The organism is Pedobacter sp. ASV28 (assembly GCF_016428855.1).
Classification (GTDB): Bacteria; Bacteroidota; Bacteroidia; order Sphingobacteriales; family Sphingobacteriaceae; genus Pedobacter.
Map to the genome: position 1 here is coordinate 1 of NZ_JAELTN010000013.1, position 26,013 is coordinate 26,013.

Annotated in this window: 17 protein-coding genes; 8 read left to right on the forward strand and 9 right to left on the reverse strand. The window is 38.5% G+C overall.

Going from position 1 to position 26,013, the window contains the following annotated elements; all coding sequences use genetic code 11:
- From JHD79_RS06430 to JHD79_RS06455, 6 genes are all read right to left on the reverse strand, one after another.
- A partial coding sequence (locus tag JHD79_RS06430; protein ID WP_199118393.1) for a sterol desaturase family protein occupies window positions 1-792 on the reverse strand: 792 nt, incomplete at its 3' end.
- Between the two features lie 12 nt (window positions 793-804).
- Window positions 805-1,467, reverse strand: a complete 663-nt coding sequence (locus JHD79_RS06435; RefSeq protein WP_199118394.1) for a head GIN domain-containing protein — start codon at window positions 1,465-1,467, stop codon at window positions 805-807.
- Between the two features lie 42 nt (window positions 1,468-1,509).
- Window positions 1,510-2,634: a hypothetical protein gene (locus JHD79_RS06440; protein WP_199118395.1), complete on the reverse strand. Its 1,125-nt coding sequence runs from the start codon at window positions 2,632-2,634 to the stop codon at window positions 1,510-1,512.
- 129 nt (window positions 2,635-2,763) lie between these two features.
- Window positions 2,764-5,121, reverse strand: a complete 2,358-nt coding sequence (locus JHD79_RS06445) for a phosphocholine-specific phospholipase C (protein WP_199118396.1) — start codon at window positions 5,119-5,121, stop codon at window positions 2,764-2,766.
- A gap of 75 nt (window positions 5,122-5,196) precedes the next feature.
- A complete protein-coding gene (locus JHD79_RS06450) occupies window positions 5,197-6,066 on the reverse strand; it encodes an aldose 1-epimerase family protein (protein ID WP_199118397.1) in 870 nt (289 codons plus the stop codon).
- 212 nt (window positions 6,067-6,278) lie between these two features.
- Window positions 6,279-10,298 (reverse strand): two-component regulator propeller domain-containing protein, encoded by a 4,020-nt coding sequence (locus JHD79_RS06455; RefSeq protein ID WP_199118398.1) that lies wholly within the window; start codon window positions 10,296-10,298, stop codon window positions 6,279-6,281.
- Window positions 10,299-10,565: 267 nt separating this feature from the next.
- On the opposite strand from JHD79_RS06455, the gene JHD79_RS06460 reads away from it, so the two are divergent.
- From JHD79_RS06460 to JHD79_RS06475, 4 genes are all read left to right on the forward strand, one after another.
- Window positions 10,566-11,921, forward strand: coding sequence for a T9SS type A sorting domain-containing protein (locus tag JHD79_RS06460; RefSeq protein WP_199118399.1), 1,356 nt, complete (start codon window positions 10,566-10,568; stop codon window positions 11,919-11,921).
- 140 nt (window positions 11,922-12,061) lie between these two features.
- On the forward strand, window positions 12,062-13,498 hold the full coding sequence (locus JHD79_RS06465; protein ID WP_199118400.1) for a right-handed parallel beta-helix repeat-containing protein: 1,437 nt from the start codon (window positions 12,062-12,064) through the stop codon (window positions 13,496-13,498).
- A gap of 1 nt (window position 13,499) precedes the next feature.
- Window positions 13,500-15,557 (forward strand): glycoside hydrolase family 2 TIM barrel-domain containing protein, encoded by a 2,058-nt coding sequence (locus tag JHD79_RS06470; protein ID WP_199118401.1) that lies wholly within the window; start codon window positions 13,500-13,502, stop codon window positions 15,555-15,557.
- A 23-nt stretch (window positions 15,558-15,580) separates the two neighbouring features.
- Window positions 15,581-18,967 (forward strand): polysaccharide lyase family 8 super-sandwich domain-containing protein, encoded by a 3,387-nt coding sequence (locus JHD79_RS06475; protein WP_199118402.1) that lies wholly within the window; start codon window positions 15,581-15,583, stop codon window positions 18,965-18,967.
- Window positions 18,968-19,018: 51 nt separating this feature from the next.
- On the opposite strand, the gene JHD79_RS06480 is transcribed toward JHD79_RS06475, so the two are convergent.
- The gene (locus tag JHD79_RS06480) at window positions 19,019-20,026 is read right to left on the reverse strand and encodes a D-glycerate dehydrogenase (RefSeq protein WP_199118403.1); all 1,008 of its coding nucleotides are present in this window, start codon (window positions 20,024-20,026) and stop codon (window positions 19,019-19,021) included.
- A gap of 160 nt (window positions 20,027-20,186) precedes the next feature.
- Here JHD79_RS06480 and JHD79_RS06485 point away from each other — a divergent pair, with 160 nt between their 5' ends.
- The 3 genes from JHD79_RS06485 (at window position 20,187) to JHD79_RS06495 (ending at window position 23,329) form a co-directional block, all read left to right on the forward strand.
- The gene (locus tag JHD79_RS06485) at window positions 20,187-20,972 is read left to right on the forward strand and encodes a PHB depolymerase family esterase (protein ID WP_199118404.1); all 786 of its coding nucleotides are present in this window, start codon (window positions 20,187-20,189) and stop codon (window positions 20,970-20,972) included.
- An 82-nt stretch (window positions 20,973-21,054) separates the two neighbouring features.
- Window positions 21,055-21,963, forward strand: a complete 909-nt coding sequence (locus JHD79_RS06490; protein ID WP_199118405.1) for a TIGR01777 family oxidoreductase — start codon at window positions 21,055-21,057, stop codon at window positions 21,961-21,963.
- Between the two features lie 52 nt (window positions 21,964-22,015).
- Window positions 22,016-23,329, forward strand: a complete 1,314-nt coding sequence (locus JHD79_RS06495) for a deoxyribodipyrimidine photo-lyase (protein WP_199118406.1) — start codon at window positions 22,016-22,018, stop codon at window positions 23,327-23,329.
- A 25-nt stretch (window positions 23,330-23,354) separates the two neighbouring features.
- Here the strand turns inward: JHD79_RS06495 and JHD79_RS06500 are convergent, their stop codons facing one another.
- Window positions 23,355-24,212, reverse strand: coding sequence for an FKBP-type peptidyl-prolyl cis-trans isomerase (locus JHD79_RS06500; RefSeq protein WP_199118407.1), 858 nt, complete (start codon window positions 24,210-24,212; stop codon window positions 23,355-23,357).
- A 7-nt stretch (window positions 24,213-24,219) separates the two neighbouring features.
- The gene (locus JHD79_RS06505) at window positions 24,220-24,690 is read right to left on the reverse strand and encodes an FKBP-type peptidyl-prolyl cis-trans isomerase (protein WP_233164601.1); all 471 of its coding nucleotides are present in this window, start codon (window positions 24,688-24,690) and stop codon (window positions 24,220-24,222) included.
- Window positions 24,691-24,937: 247 nt separating this feature from the next.
- Between JHD79_RS06505 and JHD79_RS06510 the strand changes: the two genes are divergently transcribed.
- Window positions 24,938-25,996, forward strand: coding sequence for a hypothetical protein (locus JHD79_RS06510; RefSeq protein WP_199118409.1), 1,059 nt, complete (start codon window positions 24,938-24,940; stop codon window positions 25,994-25,996).
- Window positions 25,997-26,013 lie beyond the last annotated feature (17 nt).

A 26,013-nucleotide genomic window follows, 5' to 3' on the forward strand; every position in this document is an offset into this window, starting at 1 on the left:
AATGAGCAGGATGTCAAAGGAGTAGGCGTAGATAAAATAGACCAGCTTTGCAGAAATAAAGATAAAAAAGATCTTTATCAGAGCAGAAATGATATTACCTATAATCTGTACTTGCATGATATATTTTTCCTGGCTTCCGTGATGGACACGATGATTAGAAGGTGTTCCAAAATATTTTTCCAAAAAAGGATGAAGCTTACCTATCGTTTCGGTATGTACCCAAAACTGATATAAAGTACTCAATTGGCTGGCAACTAAAAAAACAATGGGATGGAAGCCACATAAGGCCACAGGTATAAAAAACACCACTTTAACATGCTGCACCCAGCTCTGCCTGAAGGCCACCGTTAAATTATAATGTTCAGCAGAATGATGTACCACATGCGATGCCCAAAAAAACCGGTTAAAATGTGAAATTCGATGCGACCAATAACTACAAAAATCGTAGACCAAAAAACACAATGGCAAGCTTAGCCAGCTGAAATACATACGCCAAGGCAACAGATTATACAGCCAAACCGCCAAAAAAACCAAAACCGACTTCAACAGCAAGTTGACCAATAAATTCCCAAGACCTATAAGCAATGAACCTTTAAGCTCGCTATAATGATCATCCTCGTGTTTAAAGATTTTGCCCAACACAAATTCCAGCACCGTGAAAACCAAAACAATGGGCAATGCGTAAAAAATAAGATTTGGCGTATTGTTTTGCATGAGATATACTTCTTCCAGGGCAAGTTTTTCCGCACCAAAAAAAGAGCTGAAAAACTGCCAATTATATTGGCTGGTCATGATATTTTGAGTTTAAAATTTAATGATCCTACCAGAACCGCTAATATCTTGCTGAACAATTGGGTTACCTCTATAGTATACTTTGCCACTTCCACTAATACTGGCCTTTAATCGATCTTGAACTTGTAGCCTAGTATTCCCACTCCCCGATATATCTACTTTGGCATGTTTAATTAGTAATTTTTCAAGGTCGACTTTTCCAGACCCTGAAAGATCAATACCTACCTCATCTGCCTCCGCCTCACTTTGCATTTCAACATCTCCAGAACCGCTTACAGAAACATTTAAGGTTGGAAGTAGTGGGAAGCCTCCTCTAATTTCAACTTTCCCGCTTCCGCTTAAAGCAATGTCCTTAATGGTTGGCATAGTAATCATTACTTGTATATCATCACGATGTACACTCACCTGCTCAAAAATGAGCTGCAACTTTCTATCTACTACCCGTGTAGTAAAATAAGGCACAATGTTGCTTGATCCTTTTACCACCACTCGATATTCGCTTCCATAATTCACATACACCGGTGTTGAACCGCTCGAACTTAGCCCAGTAAACTGCCCAACATCCCTAATTTCAGAAACTACATTGCCATTTGCGGTAAGATGCGCTTTCTTACAGGCCGAAAAGCCTAAAAAAACAATAAAAACCAATCCTAAAACCATCAATTTGTTCATCATCTTTCTTATTTGTGTGAATATTTTTCTCGAACAGAAAGTCCTTCAGAAAATAAATTGTACACCACCTTGATAGCCTATCAATAAACTCTGCCTAAAATCGGACGAGCGGTTTTGCCAAGTGTGGATCACATTTTTATCGTCTTTTGAATGTAATGCCAAGCCTTCAACTGTATTTGTAGTTACAAAACTCATGGATGGACCAACAAAAAATTCAAGTGTCTTTGTAATTTTCAGGGCGGGTAACAACCTTAAGGTACTTTTAAAATATTCTCCATCTTCAAAATTCTCTAGCATACTTTGGGTCAGTTCAAGGTTCAATCTAAAATATCTAGATGAAAAAAAGTGTGCCCCAAACCCCGCTTCGAAAGCATAAACTTCATCCTTATTTTTAAAGTTGTAGCCCGCACCTATAATCCCGTAAAGCGATCTTCCTCCAGACCTGAATGTTAACATAGACGTTTGGCTTTCATCAATGGTTGCACCAACACTTTTCTCCCCCTTCTTAATGATATTGATGATCCCAATTGGACAGTCGCTACTTTCGGCAATGTTGATAAAACCTGCCACTTGCGTACCCCTTACTTTTTTAGCAATATTAATAAAGCCTGCAAACTGTGAGCCCTTCACCTCTTTAGCTATATTGATGAAACCAGCGAACTGCGAAGCAGAAATATCTTTAGCTATATTGGAAAAACCAGCAAATTGTACTCCATCTACATCTGAAGCCGTATTTAGAAATCCGGCAAACTGAGCTCCCTTTACCTTATCTTGTGCAAGATTAGCAAAACCGGCGAACTGAGCGCCTTGTGCAGAACGATAGGTGTTTGCAAAACCAGCAAACAAGCCCCCATTTGACTCTTTGCCTATATGATTGGAAAAACCAGCAAATTGTGCTCCAACCGCTTCATTACGTACTACATTAGACAAACCAGCAAATGAGCTCCCTTTTTCTACAGAAGACACACTCACCAGCAAATGGATTGATAAATTATTGGTATCAAGTGGTGCATGTACACCATTCGTACTTAAAGGGTAAGTCACCCCAAAGTTGGCCCTTAAGGTTTTTATTTCTTGGGCATTGGCCGCTATTAGACTAAGTAAAAAGAAGCAAAGTGTTGTGATTTTTTTTAACCTATACAAATTTTTGCCGTAGTAAATATATTTCATTTTTCGTCTTATTTTAAAATGAGACAACGAAAAATAAACCTACCCCTATGCCATTTTTATATTTTTTTCAAAAAAAAACCACAACACCTTAATCAGCAAAAACTTAAACCAAAAAAAATGCAAAAAATATTATTTCATTATTCCCCCCATAAAAGGGTCTGTAGTAGTCTCTTTATAGGTCTCTACGTGCCCAGAATAATATTTTTTATATACTGGACAGCCTTTTACCTTAATGGAAAAATTATACCAGCAGCTACTTTTTTGTAAATTTAAAACTATTATTTTTTTACTTTTCGCGGCGACTATTATCGTTTTATGGTTGATCCCGTAAGCTTCATCAACAATGTTTATTTCTAGCGCTTTGTGATCACTATTCTCTAACAACAACTGTATATTCCCTGTATTTCTTTTCGCTAGGCCACTTTTTTCATTGACACAAGCTAACTCCAATAGTGGATCATTTACATTTCCAGTAAACCTCCGGTAAAAACCATTGGGCCCATGTACAGACAAATCATATCTTCCTTCATTAAAAGAAGCTAATTCCCATTTGTCGGAAATACGATCATCTGCTTTAACGGCATAATTCCAATTTCTTCCTTCCTCTCCACTATATTTATTTAATGCAACTACATTAAATGGCGCACCAACACTATGTTTATCTGTAGCAAAATGCAAAACAACGCTCGTTTTGGCGCTATTCAACTCTGCATCTACCGCCAATTGATAGGGCAGTGAACATGCTGGCTTAACTCCTTTTTCCTGTTTTGCCATAAAAATCGAGGCTTCCTTCTCAAATGGATGATACTGGTTTATTTTTTCAATATCTACAGCGGTTAAAGGAGCAGGATTATTTTGGCGAGGTTTGGTCTTAGCCTGTTGAATATGATTAATGACTTGCTCTTTTATCAGAGATTTCGGCACATTTAATTTTTCTCCATGATAAGGTCTAAAAACAGAAGTCAAATCTCCACAAACTGCCCTTCTCCAAGTACTGATCTGTTCGCTATGTAATTGCTTGCCCGTTTTTTTGTTCAATAATTTTTCCAGGAACATCAATGTACTGGTATGATCAAAAATCTGCGAATTGACGTAACCTCCCCTACTCCAAGGCGAAGCGACAACCATAGGCACACGATAACCCAAACCAATGGGACTTCCCTCATTAGCTTCGTAATCAGAAGCTGTATCAACACCCACGGAAACTTTCCCTCTAGCTAACGTGTTAGGCTTTGGTGCTACAAAAGGTGGAATATGATCATAATAGCCATCATTTTCATCATAGTTGATAATAAAAATCGTTTTTTTCCATACCTCTGGATTTTTGGTCAAAATATCTAAGGCCTCCGAAACATACCACGTACCATATAATGGGGAGCTGGTATGATCTGAAAAACGTTGGGGAGCCACCAACCAAGATACCGTTGGTAATTTACCTTCATCTACATCTTTTCTGAACTGGTAAAAAATATCCCCTTTTGGGATACGGATGGTCTGCTCTTTTCCTTCCTCGTCTTTATAAACATAAGGTTGCAGATCTAAATAATCTGGTGCTTCAATGTTCGTTGTAAAGGCTTTGTCAATTAGATTTTTCTCTCTTTGACTTAATTGGTTGTATTTTTCGGTTACTTCAGCTGCACTTAGCGCAGGGGTAACCGTTTGATCTCCATTTTTTCTAAAATATGCCGAAAGTTTTACCCGATGCCGTTTTACATATTCCAAAGCATTATCTCCATAGTTACCCAACCAATCATCTGTTTCACCTTTAAGCTTGGCGCTCCAAATTTCATTTTGGTAAATCCTCCAATCAATATTATGATCTTCCAATAATTCTGGGAAAGTGGGCCAGTCTACAAAAACATTGTTATGTGATTCGGCCTGCGAGTTACTAATCACTGCCTTTTGACTGGCATCATTCGGGTGTGGCCTTACGTTACCTGTCCAATAAAACAACCGATTTGGCGTGGTGCCTGTTAATGACGAACAAAAATGATGGTCACAAACGGTAAAGGCATCTGCCAAGGCATAATAGAAAGGAATATCTTCTCGTTGATAGTGGGCTAAAGACATTACAGATTTTACAGGAACCCATTTGTTATACTTCCCCTCGTTTCTTGCCGCAATCTGATCTGGCCAGGAATGTGCCAAGCCTCCCTGCCACGTCACCTTGGTTTTATGGAGATCGATATGGAAAGGTGCGTAGGTATTCCCTTTATTATCGGTTTGTAGCCATACCTTATTTTGATTGGGCAAAATATGTGGATGAGGGTCATTATACCCCCTAACGCCTTTCAGTTTACCGAACATATGATCAAAAGAGCGATTTTCCTGCATCAGAAAAACAACATGTTCTGCATCATAAAATGTAGTCCCTGGATTTGGACTAATGGCCATTGCCCGCTGAATTGATGCGGGCAGAATGTTGGGCAAGGCCATGGCCCCGGAAAGCAAGCTTGCCTTTTTGATAAAATCTCTTCTTGTATTCATAGTGTATAATGTGGTAATAAAGTTAGTTTCTTAAATCACTTTAGCCAACATTGCAACTAGTTTTTTATACAGACCTTAGAAACAGCATACTTTCCAGCTTCTCTTCCAAGTAGAACCCCCATCCAAATGCACAACACCTTCCTTAGCTGAGAATTGCTGATTATGATGAATGCCATCGGCAATGCCACACCAAGGTTCCAGGCAAACAAAATCAGCATCTTTGGCTGCCCATATACCAAAATAAGGAAAACCATCAAAGCTAAACTCTATGCCATTGTAATTCTTTTTATTCAATAATCTGATGTTATTACTTTTCAGTTTTTTAAAGACCAAGGCATCATTATAAAAAAGCTCATGATTTAATGGCAGTTCTTTATTTGTCAAACTAATGGTAGCCGTTTGATCTGATATCAGGTTATCTATAATATGGTTATAGGTAAGTTCTTCATCTGCATTAAATTGAAGATAATAATCGGTATATATCCCTTCGTTGTGTAAGGGTGCCGCAAATGCAGGATGTCCTCCAATTGAAAACAACAAGACTTCCGTTGCAGGATTATGCACCTCATAAGTACAACTTAAACTTGCTCCCTTTAATTCATATCTAATGATCAATTCGAACTCAAAAGGATAAATACCTAGTGTTTCTTTATTATGCACCAATTTGAACATTATTTCTGTATCGCTTAAATAATGATGTTCGAATGCTAGATCCCGGGCAAAGCCATGTCTAGACATACTAAATTTTTTATCCTTATAATAATAAATGTTTTCTTTAAGCGCACCTACTATTGGAAATAATATCGGACTAAACTTACCCCAAAAAGCACTATCTCCCCTCCACATATAATTGATATTGCTGTCCGTACCTTTAATGCTTTGTAGCTCGGCACCTTTAGTAGAAAAGTCAATAACGAGGTGCTCATTCTTTATAGAAACATTCATCTATTTATTTTTTATGATTTGAGATCGTACGAATACCAATGATCAAAATAATCATTTAATGCCATAGCATTCACGAAATAAAAATAAAACTTTAGGCATAAAATTTTAAAAAATTAACAACTTATAACAATTAGACGATAAGTTTTCTCCTATGCAGTGCTCTTGCAGCGCAAACCTAGTTTTAGTACATCATGGGATCTCTAAAAATAACGTTATGATCCCGCATATTCGCTTGGGGTTTGCCCAAATTCTTTTTTGAACTCTCTGCTAAAATATTTTCTATCTACAAAACCTACCTGATAGGCTACTTCATAAACCGTATATTTTTTTTGCTTAAGCAACTGTGCGGCTCTTTTTAGACGAATGGATTTAGAGAAATCATTAACGGACATATTGGTGAGACTTTTTAGTTTCTTGTTAAGCACCGAATAACTCATATCCATATTTTCTGCAAGTACTTCCACGCCAAAAATTTCACCTCCCATATTTTTTTCTATCATGGCGATGAGTTTAGACAAAAACTGCTCATCCTTCGACTCCAACAGCATCTCATTCGGTTCTAAAAGAAATTTCTTACTAAACTTTTCCCGCATCGCCGCTTGGGCATGAAGCAGATTTTGTACATTAAGCAACAGTATTTTTTCGCTGAAGGGTTTGGTCACATAAGCATCAGCTCCATATACCAGACCTTTGATATGATCCTCTTCGGTACTCTTGGCCGTCAGCAATATCACTGGAATATGGCGAGTACGTTCATCTCTTTTCAAGGCGCTGCATAAATCCAAACCATTTATTTCAGGCATCATAATATCGCTTATAATCAAATCAGGTATTTGATCAAAAGCAAGTTCAAGGCCCATTTTACCATTTACCGCAGTAAGTACAGCATACCTTTCTTGAAGCATCTCTTCTACAATGTTTCTGAGGGTTTCATTATCTTCAATCAATAAAACCTTACAGTGCGCATTACGTTCTTCCAAATCATACGAGAGCCTTGCTATCTCGTGTTCTGTATGATGGGGTTCGTTATATTGGTAAGTCTTTAACTGATCCTGTTGAGTCAATGGATCTTTTTCCATGATCATATCATTCGACAGGTGTGCCTTACCTAATGGCAACCTTACACTGAACACGGTTAGCCCCATTTGTTGCCCTTCTTTCGGCAAGCTTTTCACGGTAATAAATCCTTTGTGCAACTCTACTATACGTTTGGACAATGCCAAACCTATACCATATCCTGTATTCTGAATATTATAGTCATCAACTTGAAAAAAGTTATTAAAAAGCTGATCGATATGTTCAGGTGAAATGCCCCTGCCCGTATCTTCAACGGTAATTTCTACCTGATCTTCTTTTTCCCTAATACTTACCTTTATCTTTCCGCCGGTAGGGGTAAACTTAAAAGCGTTGCTGATTAAGTTAAACAATACTTTCTCTAACTGTAATTTATCAAAGTAAACATGGATATGTTCCGTATCATGCCAAAATTTGAAATCAATGCCATTCTTGCCAGCCAATGCCTCAAAAGTTTCCACTATTTCCATCACAAACTCAACCATGTCATATTTTTGAATATGTAATTTTAAGTGATCCGTTTCGGCTTTCCTGAAGTCCATGAGCTCACTTACCAGATTCAGCAACCTGGTAGCATATCCTTTAATATCGTTGAGTTGCTTATGCACCACAAAATTATCCCTACTGCTTTCAATCAATCGCTCAATAGGTATCATGACCAGTGTAATATGCGTTCTTATTTCATGTGATACATTGGTAAAGAAATTTAACTTCTTTTGATGTAGCTCTTCATCTTTGACCAATAATGTCCTGAGATAGAAAAATCTCGTAATCAGAAATATGATAAAGAAGATAATGACCGCATAAATACAAAATGCCCACCACGTTTTATAAAACGGTGGTAATATGGTAATATGTATTGAAATCGTATTGCTCCACACGCCATCATTATTAGCTCCTTTTACCAATAACTTATAGTCGCCTGCAGGCAAATTGGTGTAAGATGCCTGAGGAGTAGTGGTCATGATCCAATCGTTATTAATTCCCTCTAACCTATAGGCGTACTTATTCTTATCCGACTTGATATAATTTAATAATGCAAATTGTATGGTAAAAAGATTCTGGCCATTGGTAAATATTAATTTATCCGTATACGGCATATCCTCACGGAGGATACCATCTTTACCTCCAATTTGCACAGGCGTATTAAAAAGCAATAGTTTAGTAAATGTAATTGGGCTATGCTGGTTGTTTTTCTCTATTTCACTGGGCAAAAAATAGGTAAGGCCTTTGTAACCGCCAAAAAACACCTCTCCTTTTTTGTTGATAAAAGCTGAATTGTAATTGAACTCATCTGCTGCCAGGCCATCGGCATGTGTATAATTTTGGAACTGCTTGCTAATAGGGTCATATTTCGAAAGACCATTTGAAGTACTAATCCATAGGTTTTTGTTAAGGTCAAGGATAATTCCCACTACATTATTGTTGGGAAGCCCATCTTGTGTGGTATAGGTTACAAAAAAATCTTTGTTTTTTAGGCTATAACCAGCCATGCCGCCATAATATAAGCCTATCCAAACATTACCATTTCCATCTTCCTGTATACAATTAAAGTAATTGGCATTTTCACTCACGCTATTACTTGCTCGAGGGGGAGTGAATTTCTGCAGCTTTTCGGGAATCTTACTATATAGATAAAGTGCCGTTGTTGTAGCTATCCAAATCTGAGACTGGCTATCTTGGTACAGCACTTTAATGTTCTTATTTTTAAGCACATCCAATTTTTTGGGCAGTTGTGCGGGTGAAATGTATTTCCCTTTTTTGTTAAAAACGGCAAGACCTGTTTGGCTGCCTACCCAAAACATTCCTTCTTGGTCTTCTAATAATGTTACGATTTCTGAGCGTGTAGCACTAACCTGAGCAGTTTCTATCCAAAAGCGCTTAAATTTTCCACTTTCTATATCCAGCAGGTTTAATCCCCCTCCATGCGTACCTACCCATATATTGCTTTCTTTGTCCTTATAAACAATTTTTACCAGATCTGAGCCAAGACTATTCTGATCATTGGCAGCATAGGTATATCTGGCAATTTTTTGCCCCTTGCTATCAACATAGCTCAACCCTCCACCTTCGGTACCAATCCATAGATTGTTTTTCTTGTCCTGTAGAATTGAACTGACCACATTATGTCCTATACCATCCTTAATGCCACGATAAGTCCATGTTTTAAAATAAGTTGGGTAAGCATAAACGACATTTACTCCCCCATAATAAGTGCCGATCCACATGGATCCACTACGATCTTCATAAATGCTATAAATAGAATTTTGATTTAAGCTCTTTTCATTAGCTGTATCGTGTTTAAATGACCTAAATGTTTTGTTTGATGGTCGAAGAATAGTCAATCCCTCTTGTGTGCCTATCCAAATTTCACCATTATTTTTTTTCACCATTTTTCTAATGGCATAATGAGACAAGCCCTTACTATTATCTTCTCCATAAAGATATCTTGTAAAAGTTTCGGTCTTTGAATTCAGAAGATTAAGTCCTGCATTTTCAGTACTCACCCAAATTTGATGGTGGTTATCTTCTATAATACCTGTAATTACGTTATCGCTTAAACTGTTGATGTTCGACGAAGTGCGATAGGTCTTCAATGCTTCGATCTTAGCTGTTGCTAAAGTAAAACTGATCAGCCCTTGGTTTGTACCAATCCAAAAATTAGCATTACTATCCTGATTGATGCACAGAATCTCTCCATTTTTCACATAATTGGGCAAAAGCAAGTTATCCACCGTGGTAAACTCCCTTGTCAAGGCAGATTTTCTGTATAGGCCATGATTAGTGGCCAGCCACAAGTTTCCCTTTTTATCTTGATAAATTTGTCTGATATAACTATTTACTTTCGAAGATTTCTGTAAAGAGATTCGAATAAAGGAATTGGACTTCGGATCAAACTTATTTAATCCGTTAACTGTCCCTACCCAAAGTACCCCCTCTCTATCACTAAATAATGCAGTAATGTAGTCATCTGTTAATGTTGCTGTATCATCTTTCTTGCTTTTATATAGATCAAATTGATAGCCATCATATCTATTTAGCCCAAATCTTGAACCATACCACATGAACCCCTTGCTATCCTGTGCAATAGCAAAAATAGAATTCTGTGATAGTCCATTTTCTGTCATCAGGTGATTAAAGACAAGATCTTGTCCCATGCAAAAGCTACTCCAACATAGCCATGAAATAAGCAGAAGGTAGGGTCTCATGTTTCGATCAGCAGGTAGGTGATTAAGAATAAGTAGTTGTTTGTTGGTGCTTTAAAATTAACATTAAAGCCTATAAAAAATGCTATTGATACTTAAAAATATCAAAAAATCAGATTTTCATCCCATATCAACCAAAAAACCACCCCTTGATTTATCTGGTATATGCCATTTTTATCAACAGAAAAATAACATTATAAACATCAACCAATCAATCACATGAAAAAACTTTTACTCACTATTTTATTGGCCATCCCTTTTTTGGCAAATGCCCAAAATCAAACCGTAGTCTTTTATCAGCCTTTTAGTGCATCTACCACGCTAAAGGATTATATATTATCTTCGAATACCACTGCTGGTGGGACTAGCGGAGGCCCGATAATAGATAATAACAGTGCCCGCTTTGATAGCTTTGGACAATTTTATGGCAACCTGCCTGTAAATACCACGTATTCAGTGGATGGCGATGGGCTAAAAATCACAAAATCTACTGGTTCAGTGTCGCAGGCTACCGCACAAATTAAGGGATTAAACTATGGTACCGATGTGGTGTTTGCCCAATTTGACATCAATACATCCATATCTAGTGCCATATCAAGTGGTACGCCCATATTTTTTTACTTTGGCCAAGGCTATACTTCGAACAACAACTCTGACCAGAATACCATACTTTACCAATCTTTGGCCATTTTCTTTCCAACAGCTGGTAACGTAACGCCAAATTCAGATTTTAACATCAGGATAAATGGCAACAACAGCATTACATTTCAAGGCAAACAAAGAATTACCTGGATAATAAACCGTACTGGAAATGCAGTAAATTATACTGGTTTAGACAATTCTTCACAGACCCTGAATGGCAATGGAGATTATCATGTATGGGTTGGGAGTACCAAAATTAATATAGCTGCTCCTGCTCCCTCAAATTCGGGAACACCGACCATGACCGATTTTCGCATTCGAACTGCCGGCACATGGACTGGTTTCTTAACGTTAGACAATCTGGCCATAGGATATATCCCTACTGATGGAAGTGGAAAAGTACTTCCCGTAGAACTTACCCAGTTCAAAGCTAAGACCAATGCCAGCTCAGTTAACCTCAATTGGTCAACTGCCAATGAGCTCAATGCTTCGCATTTCAATGTAACCAGATCTTCAGATGGCAAAACATTTGGGAAAATTGGAGAGGTGAAAGCTGCCGGAAAAGCCAACAATTATACTTACACCGATTTCTCTCCTGCAAAAGGAACCAACTACTATCAATTGCTAGAAGAAGACTTTGATGGAAAAATCCAAAAATCAGAGGTTGTTTCTGCTAAAATTGCCACTTCAGCATTAGAGGTAACTGTTGAAGGAACCTCTTCAGAAGGAGTTATCCTAAATATTTTTTCTCCTAAGGCAACTACCGCCAAAATTACTTTGACCAATTTAAATGGGCAAAAAATAGCAGAAAGAGAAACGGTAATTACCGATGGTTACAACAAAACAACCGTACCTACAGGTACCTATAAAGGCCTACTAATTGCAACCGTAAACACCCCAGAAACAACAATAAGCAAAAAGACCATCAAATAAGTTGGCCTTTAAAGAACCGTTCGGTATAAGCATTGGTTCAATGATTAACATTTATATTATGATTTTAATCGCTTTATAATATACTTTGTACAACCAGCTTATACCAGAACGGTTTCTTATTTAATTAAATGATAATGGCAATGATCAAACTCAGGCAGATTTCTATACTTATACTTTTATTTTCTTTGATTATTAGTGCAGAAAATTCCTTTTCGGCGAGTTATGAAAAATATTATATAGATAGCCATAATGGAAATGATCAATACACCGGCACTTCAAAATCTAGGGCGTGGAAAAGCTTGTCGAAAGTAAATCAAACCAGGTTTAAGCCGGGAGATCAGATTTTTTTCATTAGAGGAGGTGAATGGGAAGGGCAGCTTGTGCCACAGGGCTCGGGCAATGATAAATTAAAGATAACCTACGGAGCCTACGGCAAAGGGTTACTACCAAAAATTGCCGCCAACGGAAAATTTAAAGATGCCATATTGCTTAAAAACCTAAGCAATATCATTTTAGAGAACTTAGATGTATCAAATCTAGATCCAACGCTTAAAGAGCAAAAAAATGGGCCAACCGGGATAAGAATTTTAGCAGAAGACATCGGTACAATCGCCAATATTACCATCAGGAATCTATACGTTCATGACATTAATGGAGATAACAAGAAAGGTAGCAAGGAAGGCCACGGCATTTTCTGGGATTGCCAAGGGCCTAAGCCCAGCAACATAGAAAACCTTCTTATTGAAAACTGTAAAGTAGTACGTGTGGATAGAAATGGAATAAGGGGGAATGGAACATTTTCATTTCGAGACCTGTGGTTCCCCAATAAAAACCTGGTCATTAGGGGCTGTACATTAGAAGATATAGGTGGGGATGGCATTGTGGTAAAAGCGTTTGACGGTGCCTTGGTAGAATACAACAAACTGTTCCATATCAGGACCAGGGCAAGGGATAATGCTGTAGGTATCTGGCCACATAGTAGTGATAACACTATTATCCAATATAATGAAGTGGCCTATACCAAAAACCAGGACTGGTCTAACGATGGTCAGTCATTTGACATAGACGGCAATTGCAACCATACCATTATACAGCATAATTACAGCCATGATAATGAAGGTGGTTTTATGTTGATTATTTCCGATGCCATTAATGCCAAAAGCATAATGACCAAAAATAATATCATTAGAAACAACCTTAGCGTTAACGATGGCAATAACCGGAAAAGGCTCTTCAATTTCGCACTCATGACAGACAGTACCCATATTTACGGAAACCTGTTTTACAACAGTTCAGAAAAACCCATAAATATTGAGCTGGTAGATATAGAACATGCTATTCCCAAAAACATCTTATTTGAGGACAATAGGTTCATTTATAAAAACGCAGCAATGGCAGTCTTCACCAAATCTTCGAAACAATATGCCGCAATTACTTGGAATAACAACGGGTTTACAGGAAACTTTAATGGGGCAGACAAACGCCTAAATGTAGGTAAGGAAAATACTCCTACAAAAATAGATCGAAGCAAATACCCTTTTAACCTATTAAGAATATTAAAAATACCTATCGAATAAGATGCAAAAAAAAATTGTATGCATACTTAGTTTAACTTTTTACCTATGGTTGAACATTAATCATGCTATTGCCAATGTGGGAAGGAAAACAATTCCCCTGAATGACAACTGGAGCTTTTATTTCGCTTATAACTTTGAAAAGAACATACAAAAAGAAAGTATAAGCGTACCCCATACCTGGAATGCACAAGAAACCTTAAAGGGAATTGCAGCATATAACAGAACAGCCGCCATTTATGAACGGTCCCTTGATATACCTGCATATTGGCAAGGGAAAAGGTTATTTCTTTTTTTTGAAGGCGTAAACAGTGTAGCTTCAATATTTGTAAACAATAAATTTGTGTCAGAACACAAGGGCGGTTATACTGCCTTTAGCATGGAAGTGACCAACTATGTTAAGCCCGGAAAGAACAACCTGACCGTACAGGTAAGTAATGCCTATAGATTGGATGTATTACCTCTACATGGCGATTTTAACATTTACGGAGGTATACATCGCCCGGTTTCCCTAATTGTAACCGAACAAAACTGCATCAGTCCATTAGACTATGCTTCTTCAGGTGTTTATTTAACACAAAATGTGAATGAAAAACAGGCTCAAATAGAAGTATTAACCAAATTGTCCATTCAAAACGCTACAAAATTAAAGCTAAGAACCTCCATCTTTGATAAAGACAAAAGAGAAATTGTAAGTACGATCGATGAAATTAACGATAAACCAACAGCACTGACCCAAAAATATTCCATAAACAATCCCATTTTATGGAATGGCAAATCCAATCCTTATCTATATACTGTTGAGGTAAGCTTATTGGAAAATGGTGTCCCAATAGATAAAGTTAGCCAACCATTAGGCTTAAGATATTTTCATGTAGATCCAGAAAATGGTTTTTTTTTAAATGGAAGGTACCTGAATCTATACGGAGTAGGTCGTCATGAAGATGTGGCCGGAAAAGGTTCTGCATTGCAACATACCGACCATGAAAGGGACATGAACCTCATTCAAGAAATTGGAGCGACTGCCGCACGTTTAACCCATTACCCACAGAACAGTTACTTTTATGACCTGGCAGATCAGAAAGGGATTGTACTTTGGTCTGAAATTCCATTTGTGGGGCCAGGCGGTTATACAGGTACCGGGTTTGTTAACAATGAAAATCTAAAGAATCAAGCCAGGGAAAACCTCATCGAACTAATCAGACAAAACTATAACCATCCGGCTATCTTTTTTTGGGGGATTTTTAATGAACTAAAACTTAATTACGACGACCCCGAACCTTTTTTAAAGGAACTGCACAACCTGGCCAAAAAGGAAGACCCCAATAGATTGACTACTTTGGCATCGAATCTTGGCGATGATAAATTTACCACGTTAACCGATCTAATGGGCTGGAATCAATACTTTGGCTGGTATGGAAATCGTTTTTCCGAAGTAGCTGACTGGGCAGACAAAACCCATCGTAATTTGCCTAATAAGCCTATATCCATCAGTGAATATGGTGCAGGAGCAAGTCCTTTTAAACATACAGAAGAACTAAAACAACCTATACCTAGCGGGAAGTTCCATCCAGAAGAATGGCAAACTGCATTCCACGAAGCACATTGGAAGCTATTAAAAGAAAGAAGCTTTTTATGGGGGAAATTTATCTGGGTATTGGCTGATTTTGGTTCTTCTATCCGTACCGAAGGTGATCAGAATGGCATTAACGATAAAGGACTGGTTACCTATGACAGGAGTACCAAAAAGGATGCCTTCTACTTCTACAAGGCCAATTGGAATCCCGAGCCCATGATCTATATTGCCGAGCGTAGAAACAATGTACGTCATAATGCTACAACCAGCATAAAGGTATATGCCAACACAAAAGAAGTAGAGCTTTGGGTAAATGGCATTAAACAGGAAAAAAAAGCCAAAAACGACATCAATATCGTAAAATGGGACAATGTGAAGCTTACCCAAGGCAGAAATATCATCATAGCAAAAACAAAAGTCAATGGAAAAATAATAAAGGACAGTTGCGAATGGCAACTCCAACCTGCACAGACAGAAAATAATTAACCAACACTACCTACAAATCAACCATGAAAATCTTGAAACTGACCTTTTTATCAGTACTGTTCTTATTGGGCATCATACTGGCATTCGCTTCCAAGCAAAAAAGCTTATCTATTAGTAGGCCTATTATATCCCAATTTAATGCCAATAACATTTTACGAGCCCACTCAAAATCAGCAGTACAGACCCAAACGATCATTCCGGTAATCGCTGACACTTATTTAGATGGGCCAAACGGCAGCAACAACAATGGCAGCAACAACCAGATGACCGTAAAATATACCAATTCGACCAGCAATACCTATAATCGCATTTCATTGCTTAAATTTAATTTACAAGACATAGACCAGAGTAAGGGTAGAATTGTAAAAGCCGAACTTCAGCTCTTTATTAAATCTACCGATGCCATGAATTCGGCTACAAAAAGACAGAATTTTGATGATACCCCCTACATCATTTCCTATTCAAAAGAAGACTCTTGGAATGAAACCGCTGTTACATGGAACAATTATGCGGGTTATGCCCAATCTGCTGCCGAAACAGATAGGATATTGGGCAATACCATTCCATACACACAGGTAAACGCCACCAATTGGGCCATAGTAGCCAATAGTCAGGTGACTTGGAACATTACCGATGCCCTAAGAAAGGATTATCTCAACGATTCTGGACAATTGCTATCCTTAACTCTTTCTTCTACAGCCGTGGCAGCAAATATGGGTGCTACCTTCCATACCCGTGAAAATGGTAATTTGGCCTACGTTCCGCGTATTATCATTTACCAAGATTCGGATATCCCTTTTACCCTCCCTTCTGATACAGAACCAACCGTATATACCAAGATCATGGACAATATCAGTAAGGTACTATATGATGAGGTAAGCAATTATAATGCTATTTCATCGCAGGCTCAAGGCCACCTCAACAGCATTAACCCGAATGGATCATGGAGCGATCTAACCTACACAGGAGATGTCCCAACAAATCATTTAGACAGGCTAAAAACCATGGTTCTAGCCTATACCAATAATCAGAGTTCTTTATATGCCGATGTTACATTATACAGCGCCATCGTAAATGGATTGCAATATTGGTATAACCAAAACCCCGATCACAGCAATTGGTTTTATGATCAAATCGCTTACCCACAAAGAATTGGCCAGATCTTAATTTTAATGCGTAATGGCGCACAAAAAACACCTATAATGCTCGAACTTAATACACTTTCGAGAATGAAAAGTAATGGTGGTGCACCAGATCAAGGAGGCTCGCAGGGTACAGGTGCCAACAAGATGAACATTGCCATGCATTGGATCTACAGAGCTTGCTTGGCCGAAGATAAAAACGTATTGGATAAGGGGGTAGAACAAGCCTTTTACCCTTTATTTTTAACCAATGGCGAAGGTTTGCAGCATGACTACTCGTACCTGCAGCATGGCCTACAGCTATACATTGGAGGCTATGGTTGGGATATTGTAAACGGCATGACAGGCGTTGCGCTTTACACCGTGGGTACTCCATACTCATTAGCTAACGAGAAGTTGGATTATTTAAGTGGTTTTGTACGTCAGGCCTACCTAAGGGCGATCAGGGGGCAAAACTTTATGTTCAATGCTTTTGGCAGGGGCATTAGCAGAGAAAATGGTGCTAACCAGTCTGGCTTTTCCACACTACTTAACAGAATGAAAGTGGTAGACCCTACTTTCGCGACCACATACGATATGGCCATTGAAAGGCTAACCAATAACCAACCTGCCAGTTATGGCATTGAGGTAGCACATACCCATTTTTACAGTAGCGACTATACTTTACTTACCAAACCCAAATATACTTTCGAGCTCCGTTCTGTATCTACTCGAACTTTAAGAAATGAAAATGGTAATGGGGAAAATATAAAAGGCTATTTTCTGGCTGATGGTGCAACATCAATTGCCATAACAGGAACGGAATATGTTAACATTTATCCTACGTGGAACTGGTCTATGATACCAGGTACAACAGCCCGTAACGGAACGATGGTAACTCCTGCACAATGGGGTACGGCTGGCACCACCACTTTTGTAGGCGGTGTTTCCGACACCACCCGTGGAGTTAGCGTTTACGATCTTAACAACAATAGCACACAAGCTAAAAAAGCTTGGTTCTTTTTTGATGATGAAGTAGTTTGCCTAGGTGCAGGTATTAAGGCTACAGGCACACAGGAAGTGAATACAACCCTTAACCAATGTTTATTACAAAGTGAGGTGACTACTTCTACTACCGACGGTGTAGTCAATACCTACAACGGCAATAGTACAACTTTAAACTATACCGATAATTTAGAATGGGCCATACAGGGCAATGTTGGTTATGTATTGCCAAATGGTGGTAATATTGGACTTACTGCGCAACCTAGAACTGGTACATGGCGTAGTATTAATGGCGATGGTTCAACAGCAAATGTTACCAAGGATGTATTTACCCTTTGGGTGAAGCACGGCATAAATCCGAACAATGGCAATTATGCCTACATAGTCGTTCCAAATATCAGTACCACCATACAAATGCAGAATTATACCGCACAAAACAACATTCAGATTTTACAGAACACCCATCTAATCCAGGCAGTAAGGCATAAAACCTCGAATCTGCACAGCTTTGTTTTTCATGCACAAAACCAAACTTTTGCCAATGACACCATTTCTGTAAGTACAGATCAGCCCTGCTTGCTTATGGTTCAGCCATTGGCCAATGGCAAGATAAAGCTCAACATTTCAGATCCTACAAAAACATTGTCGACCATAACCGTAAATATAAAATGGCCATCCTTAAATAGTCCCAAACAGATGAACATTAGCTTACCCGACGGAGTGTATAAAGGGAAATCTGCAGTGGCCATGATTGCTTCAGATGTTACGGCCTTACCATTGAAAATACTAAGTTTTAGTGCCAAGAGAATCCTAAATGCCGTTGATTTAAAATGGACCTCCACCAACGAAATAAACACATCGTCCATAGAAATCCTAAGACGTGAGAAAGAAAACGGCTTTACAAGTATTGGAAAAATAAGGGCAGTTAATCATCCAACTACTATTAACCACTATGCTTTGGTAGATGACAAGGCAGGACCCAATGAGTTATATTACCAATTGAAAATAATTGATAAGGATGGAGAGGTTACCTTTTCAGATATGGTATCCATTTCAAGATCTGCTATGACAGCTATTTCTATTTATCCTAATCCGGTAGCTACAAAATTATACATCAAAAATGCCACTAAATTACTTAAGGTATACAATAGTATTGGAGCATTAATGACGAAAAAAGAAATTATTGACGGGAATGACCATGTGCTCGACGTCACCGGATACCCCAATGGAGTCTATTACCTAAAAACCATTGACAGGACGATCAAATTTATGGTGGTTAAATAATCAAGGGGTTAAGGGAAAAACAATTGATTTGTTTTTCCCTTAACCCCTATACTATGAATAGCTTTTAATTTCGGATTTAAGAGCATGGTAAACTTCAGGGTTAATTACCTGAGGCATATGCTCCCCCTTTAAGGCCTTGACTATATTTCGTGCGGCCATCAATGCCATTTTCTCTCTTGTTTCTTCTGTGGCCGATCCAATATGAGGCAATATGCATACATTTTCCATTTGTAGTAAAGGGTTGTCCTTAGCCATAGGCTCCGGATTGGTCACATCTAGGCCCGCACCCCATATCGTACGGTTTTGTAAAGCGGTTAATAAATGTGCTTCATTATGTATGGCACCACGAGCCGTATTGATAAAGATCGCATTCGGTTTCATTCTTTTAAATGCCTCCTCATTAAACAAGCCTCGGGTTTCATCGGTTAGGTTTACATGAACAGACAGTACATCACTTTTCATCAACAGTTCATCGAAAGTTACGTAAGCTGCGCCTAAATCCGCTTCCGCTTTTGTGTTTCTGCTTCTGTTATGATAGATGATAGACATTCCGTATGCTGCTTTTGCCTTTTTGGCCATTTCCATACCTATCCTACCTAGACCTAATATACCCAACGTTTTACCATATAGCTCTTGTCCCAAATTCTTGGTGGGCTCAAAAAAGCCCCATTCTCCACGTTCAATTGTTTTGTGCATATAAAATGCTTTTCTCGCTACCGATAACATCAATAAAAACGCTACATCGGCAGCTGCCTCACTCAATACATCAGGTGTATTGCTAATCGGAATTTTATACCGATTAGCGGCTCCAATATCTACCCTATCATAACCAACACTCATTAAAGCAATCCCCTTTAGATGTGAACAAGCAGACAAAAATTGCTCATCAATTTTATTTGGGCCAACACTGAGTAAGGCTACGTGATTCTGACATAAGGATATCAACTCATGCTGACTTAAGTCCCTTTGCTCAGTATAAACGGTAACCTCACAATCCTGATCACGTATTAATGTCAATGCATTTTCGCTTATTTTACGCGTTACTAAAACTCTATCCATATTTATTTGTGCTTATAAATGTAACGCTTTTTAACACTTTATTGTTTAATTGAAGCTTTCACATTTTGGGGAAGTACTATATGTTGTCATTTATTTATACTTCTTTAAACTTTAGTCTATTTTTCCAATCTATTAGAACATATAGACTAAATCTCATTTTATGAAATTCAAATTATTGATACTTGTTATTCTTTTTTTTCATCAAGCTTTTGGTCAGAATGTTGCCCCAAAAACAATGGAGTGGTCTATTAATGGGGATATCCGAAAGGCTTTGGTATATATTCCTTCATCGGCAAAGACAAAAGCAACACCTATTATATTCGCCTATCATGGACACGGTGGTACTATGGAAAACATGTTTAAGACCAGGAGCTTTGATAAAATTTGGCCCGAAGCCATTTTCATTTGTCCGCAGGGATTGAACACGCCTGGTATACTCACCGATCCCGAAGGTAACAAAGCTGGATGGGTGATGACTGATCAAAGCAACAACAACAGAGATTTGCTTTTTTTTGACGCAATGCTAAAAACTTTGCGAGCCGATTACAAAATCGATAACAGCAGGATATATGTTACCGGTCATTCTAATGGAGGTGGGTTTACCTACCTACTTTGGGCCACCAGAGGTGACGAATTTGCAGCATTTGCTCCTACAGCCACCGCGGCTATGAAACTCGTCAATAAAATGAAACCAAAACCGGCATTTCATTTAATGGGAGAAACCGATCCACTGGTAAAACCATGGCTACAGAAGCTTACCTACAATGCGGTCTTAAAAATGAATGGCTGTAGTCAGGAAGGCCTAAAGTTAGATAGCAATATGACATTATACAAAGGAAAAGACGGTAATGATGTCATTATTTTCATCCATTCAGGCGGGCATCAATACCCCAAAAACGCAAACGAACCTATTGTCAATTTTTTCAAAAGCCACGCTAAAAAATAAGGCTTCAATTATTGATTAAAAACTAAAAAATTTAATGAAGCGGTCATTACAAACCAAATTCCTAATTTAGGGTTTAGTTAATATGACAAAAAATATTCTCATTGCAGGCGCAACTGGCTTAGTTGGAAATAGATTGATAGCAGAGCTAAAGAGTCATGGCCATCAGGTCGCTATCTTATCCCGCCGACCTGTACACATTCAACATGTTAAGGTCTTTCTTTGGGATATTGATCGACAAACCATAGACCAGAATGCCCTTGAACATATCGACACCATAATTAATCTTACCGGAGAAGGCATTGCCGACGAGAAATGGACAGCAGAACGTAAACAAAAAATTATAGACAGCAGGATAAAATCTGCTGAACTGCTTTATAAGGCCGTTGCCGAAACCAATGCCAAGGTACGAACCTATATTTCTGCATCAGCTGTTGGCCTTTACGGAGATAGAGGAGACGAAATCCTAGAGGAAGAGAGTGCGCCCGGCCAAGGTTTTTTAGCAGATTGCTGCATTAAATGGGAAAATGCTGCAGATAAGGGCCTAACCCTCGGCATAAGGGTAGTTAAAATAAGGATAGGTATTGTCTTAAGTAAGGAAGGAGGCGCATTAGCGGCTATAGAAAAGCCCATCAAATATTTTGTAGGCGCTCCTTTGGGTTCAGGCAAGCAATGGATACCATGGATACATCTTGATGACATTGCCGGCATTTTCAGGAAAGCTGTTGAAGATACGGAAATGGCAGGTGCTTATCATGCTGTAGCCCCCTCTATTGTAACCAACAAAACCTTAACCCAAACCTTAGCTAAAGTATTGCACCGACCTGTTTGGCCATTTTCAGTACCTAAATCTGTGTTAAAAATTCTTTTAGGAGAGCAGTATATCCTACCTTTGATGAGCACAAATGCTTCAGCACAAAAAATATTGGATACAGGCTATTCATTTAAATACCTTAACCTAGAAGAAGCCTTAAGCGCCATCTATCGTAATTAAAACGATAGACGATTGAGAATTCAATTCATCTATTATAAGACATATAAAAAGCATGAGACCAAAAATTAGTGTTTGCTGGTTACGTAGAGACTTAAGGCTAAATGACCATGCAGCACTCTATCATGCCCTAAAAAGTGGCATACCTGTATTGGTTGTTTTTATTTTTGACAAAAATATTCTGGAGAAATTAAATGCTAAAACAGATGCCAGGGTCTCTTTCATTTATCAAGTTTTGGATAAATTAAATAAAGAGCTAGTCGATTTAGGCTCCTCCCTTTTTATCAAATTTGCCACACCAAAAAATGCATGGCTAGAAATCTTAAAAGATTTTGAGGTTAAAGCGGTATATACCAATCATGATTATGAGCCGTACGCCCAACAAAGAGATGAAGCCATTGCCGAGCTGCTTGGACAGCATGGCATTTCTTTCCATACCTATAAGGACCAAGTGATTTTTGAAAAAGACGAACTAACAAAAGCCGATGGGAAGCCCTATAGTGTTTTTACCCCCTATTACAAGCAATGGCTTAAAAAGCTGAATTCGTTTTATGTAAAAGCCTACCCAACTCAAACCTATTTTGGGCATCTATATCAAACAATGCCTTTTGCTTTCCCAGAGCTACAAGATTTTGGTTTTATGCCAAATGAAGCTATATTTCCGGCAATTAACTACCAAGAGAAAATTGACCACTATGATGAGCTAAGGGATTACCCTGCTAAAGATGCTACGACACATTTGGGCCTACACCTCAGATTCGGAACGGTAAGCATACGTGAGGTTGTGGCCATTGCCCTCGAAAAAAATGTAGAGAAATGGCTTTCAGAACTGGTTTGGAGAGAATTTTACATGATGATCTTATGGCATTTTCCCCACACCGTAACCCAAGCCTTCAAACCTGATTACGACAAGATCCAATGGCGAAATAATGAAAAAGAATTTAAGTCCTGGTGTGAAGGTGAAACTGGCTATCCCCTCGTTGATGCAGGCATGAGGCAACTGAACAAAACAGGCTTCATGCATAATCGCGTACGCATGGTAGTAGCCAGTTTTCTATGTAAACATCTTTTAATTGATTGGCGTTGGGGCGAAGCCTATTTTGCAGACAAGCTACTAGACTATGAACAAGCAAGTAATGTAGGTGGTTGGCAATGGGCTTGTGGCTCGGGCAATGATGCCGCCCCGTATTTTAGGGTTTTTAATCCCGAGTTACAGCTAAAGAAATTTGATCCTAAAATGGAATACGTATTCAAATGGGCGCCTCAATATCAATTAGCGATAGCACCAATGCCCATTGTAGATCATAATTTTGCAAGGGAAAGGGCGCTTAAGGTCTACAAAACTGCATTAAATGAAAAAGCCAGCTAAACTGCTGGCTCTCATCTTATTTCTTTTAGTTCGTAACGCTCGTTATCTCTATGGTAAAGTCTAGAACTGCATTTGGAGGTATAGAACCACTTCCCAAAACGCCATAGCCTAAATTAGAAGGAATAAAAAGTCTGACTTTCGCTCCAGCGGTAAACAATGGTAGCACCTTTTCCCAACCTGGTATTACACTTAAAAGTGTTGTAGAGAAGGAATCATTACTGTCAAATTGAGTTCCATCTAATGTTCTACCTGTATATTTATAAACTACCGTAGAATGTTGATCTATTACATCGGTACCTGTACCTGGGGTAATCACCTGGTAATAAACCCCTGAAGGGTGCTTAGTAGCCGTTATTCCTTTGGCCGTTAAAAAAGCTTGTATCCTGTTATCATCCAATTGTTGTTGTGACTTTTCAGTATAAATATTCAAATCAGACAATATAACCTCATTAGAGGGAATATTGCCATTTCCATTCTTTCCAAAAGCTAAATAAGATGGCAAGATAACCTTAACCTTAGCACCACGTTTTACTTTAAGCATTACCGGTCTAAAAGCAGCAGGACTGGTTACATAGCCTACATAAGTAGCATTATTGGTATTGGTATTAATAGCTTGGTAAACTGTACCTGATAACGATTTGATATCGAAGTCATACAATACTGAATCCGTATTTTTCAATAGATCGCCTGTTCCTTCACTTACAATTTGGTAATAGAACCCAGAATCATCCCTCTTCATGATGCCATCGAGATTATTTTGGGCGATATAGGCTTTGATCTTGGCCTCATCTATACTTTCAATACTTTCGTACTCTTTTTTGCAAGAGCTAAATAAGATTAGGACACCAAAAAATGTCGCAAGATATAAGGTTGTTTTACGCATTAAAATGTTATTGAGCATTGAGTAAATCTATAGTAAAATCTAAAACAGCATTTTTAGGAATGCCAGCTCCTGGTGAAGCGTTGCCATAAGCCAAAGTAGAAGGTATGATCAATCTAATACGCCCGCCTACTTTTACCAAAGGTACACCAATAGTCCAACCCTGGATAACTCCAGTTAAGGGAAAAGTAACAGCAGCCTTTGATTTATCAAAAATACTACCATCCAAAAGCTTACCTTCATAATTCACGCTCACTGTTGAAGCGGCGGTAACCGTACTTCCAGTTCCTTCGGTAAGAATTTGATAATAGAGGCCAGAACTGTGCTTTGTAGCAATAATCTTATTTTGTGTGATAAATTCAGTGATGAGCAAATCGTCTTTTGCCGCCTGTTTTTCTACATCATACTTATCTTTATTACAAGAGCTTACCAAAAAAACCATGGCACAGCTCCATAATAAAAACCCAGCTTTTAACTTCATCAAGCAAAAATAAGCTTTTAAACCCGATGCTACAATTTTTAACCAATTTTAACACATTAGAATGCAATATTAAAAAGACTCGAAAAATTAGGTATATACAATTGAACAATGGGGAAATAGTATTTGCCACTTCCTTCCTATGCCTCAATTTACACTTAAGATCATGGACAGCCTCCATTTTTTAACATCTTTTCTGGTCTTATCAAACTTTCAATCAGTCTTATATAAGAACTAAAACTTAAAAACAATGAAAAGAAATTTAAAAATGTTAGCCGTGATGTCCGTTTTGGCCATTACGCTCTACTCATGTGCTAAACAGGAAGTTTCTGATCCGTCAAATGCTACTGCCGCAAATTCGTTAAAGGCAAACGGTACCATGGCGGGCCTCAGCACAACCACTACCTACATTCCCGGCACCAGCTACAAATACTATGTAACCAAAGACGCTTCTAGCTTCCTTGCTATTGAGTATATTGCCGGAGACGAATCTTCTAGACTGATCATCGCAGCACCCCACGGTGGATTGACACAACCCTCATTCATGAAAACAAGGACAGATACCTATGATTATGGAACACTCCCCTACGATCAATATAGTACAGACACGAGCTTTTCTGACATTGCCGATAGTAAAACAAGAGAATTAGCCATTTCAATAGCAGACTCCATACGCATTAAAACCGGTAAAAGGCCACACTTGATCATCAATCATCTTCATCGCTCCAAACTAGATGCCAACCGACGACGTGAGGTAGCTACACAAGGAGGTATTTACGCTGGTCCAGCTTGGGACAAATTTCACGAATACATCGATGCAGCAAAGGCCACCATCAATGCCAATCATCCTTCGGGACTTTTTATAGATGTTCATGGCCAAGCCCATACTCCAGAGAGAACCGAAGTTGGTTATTTACTTACCAAAACGCAACTCACCACTTATACCAGTTCTTTAGGAAGCCTAACCAGTTCCTCAAGCATCAAAGCAATGGTAGTACCTGGCGTTACCCACACCAGCTTGATCAAGGGTACCAATGCCCTTGGCACTTTACTTAACACCCAGCTGGGCTATATGGTGACCCCCAGCTCAACTTATCCCATGCCTGGTGATGCCACTATTTTTACAGATGGGAACTATTTCAATGGGGGATACAATACATCCCGTCACGGTTCAAAATTTGATGGAACGATTTCCGGAATCCAGATCGAGTTCAATCAAGGGGTAAGACTAACCGATAGCACCAGGCCAACCTATGCGGGCAAAATTGCCAATGCATTAAATACCTATCTTCAAACGTATTTCAATTAGTACAATATGCAAAAGAG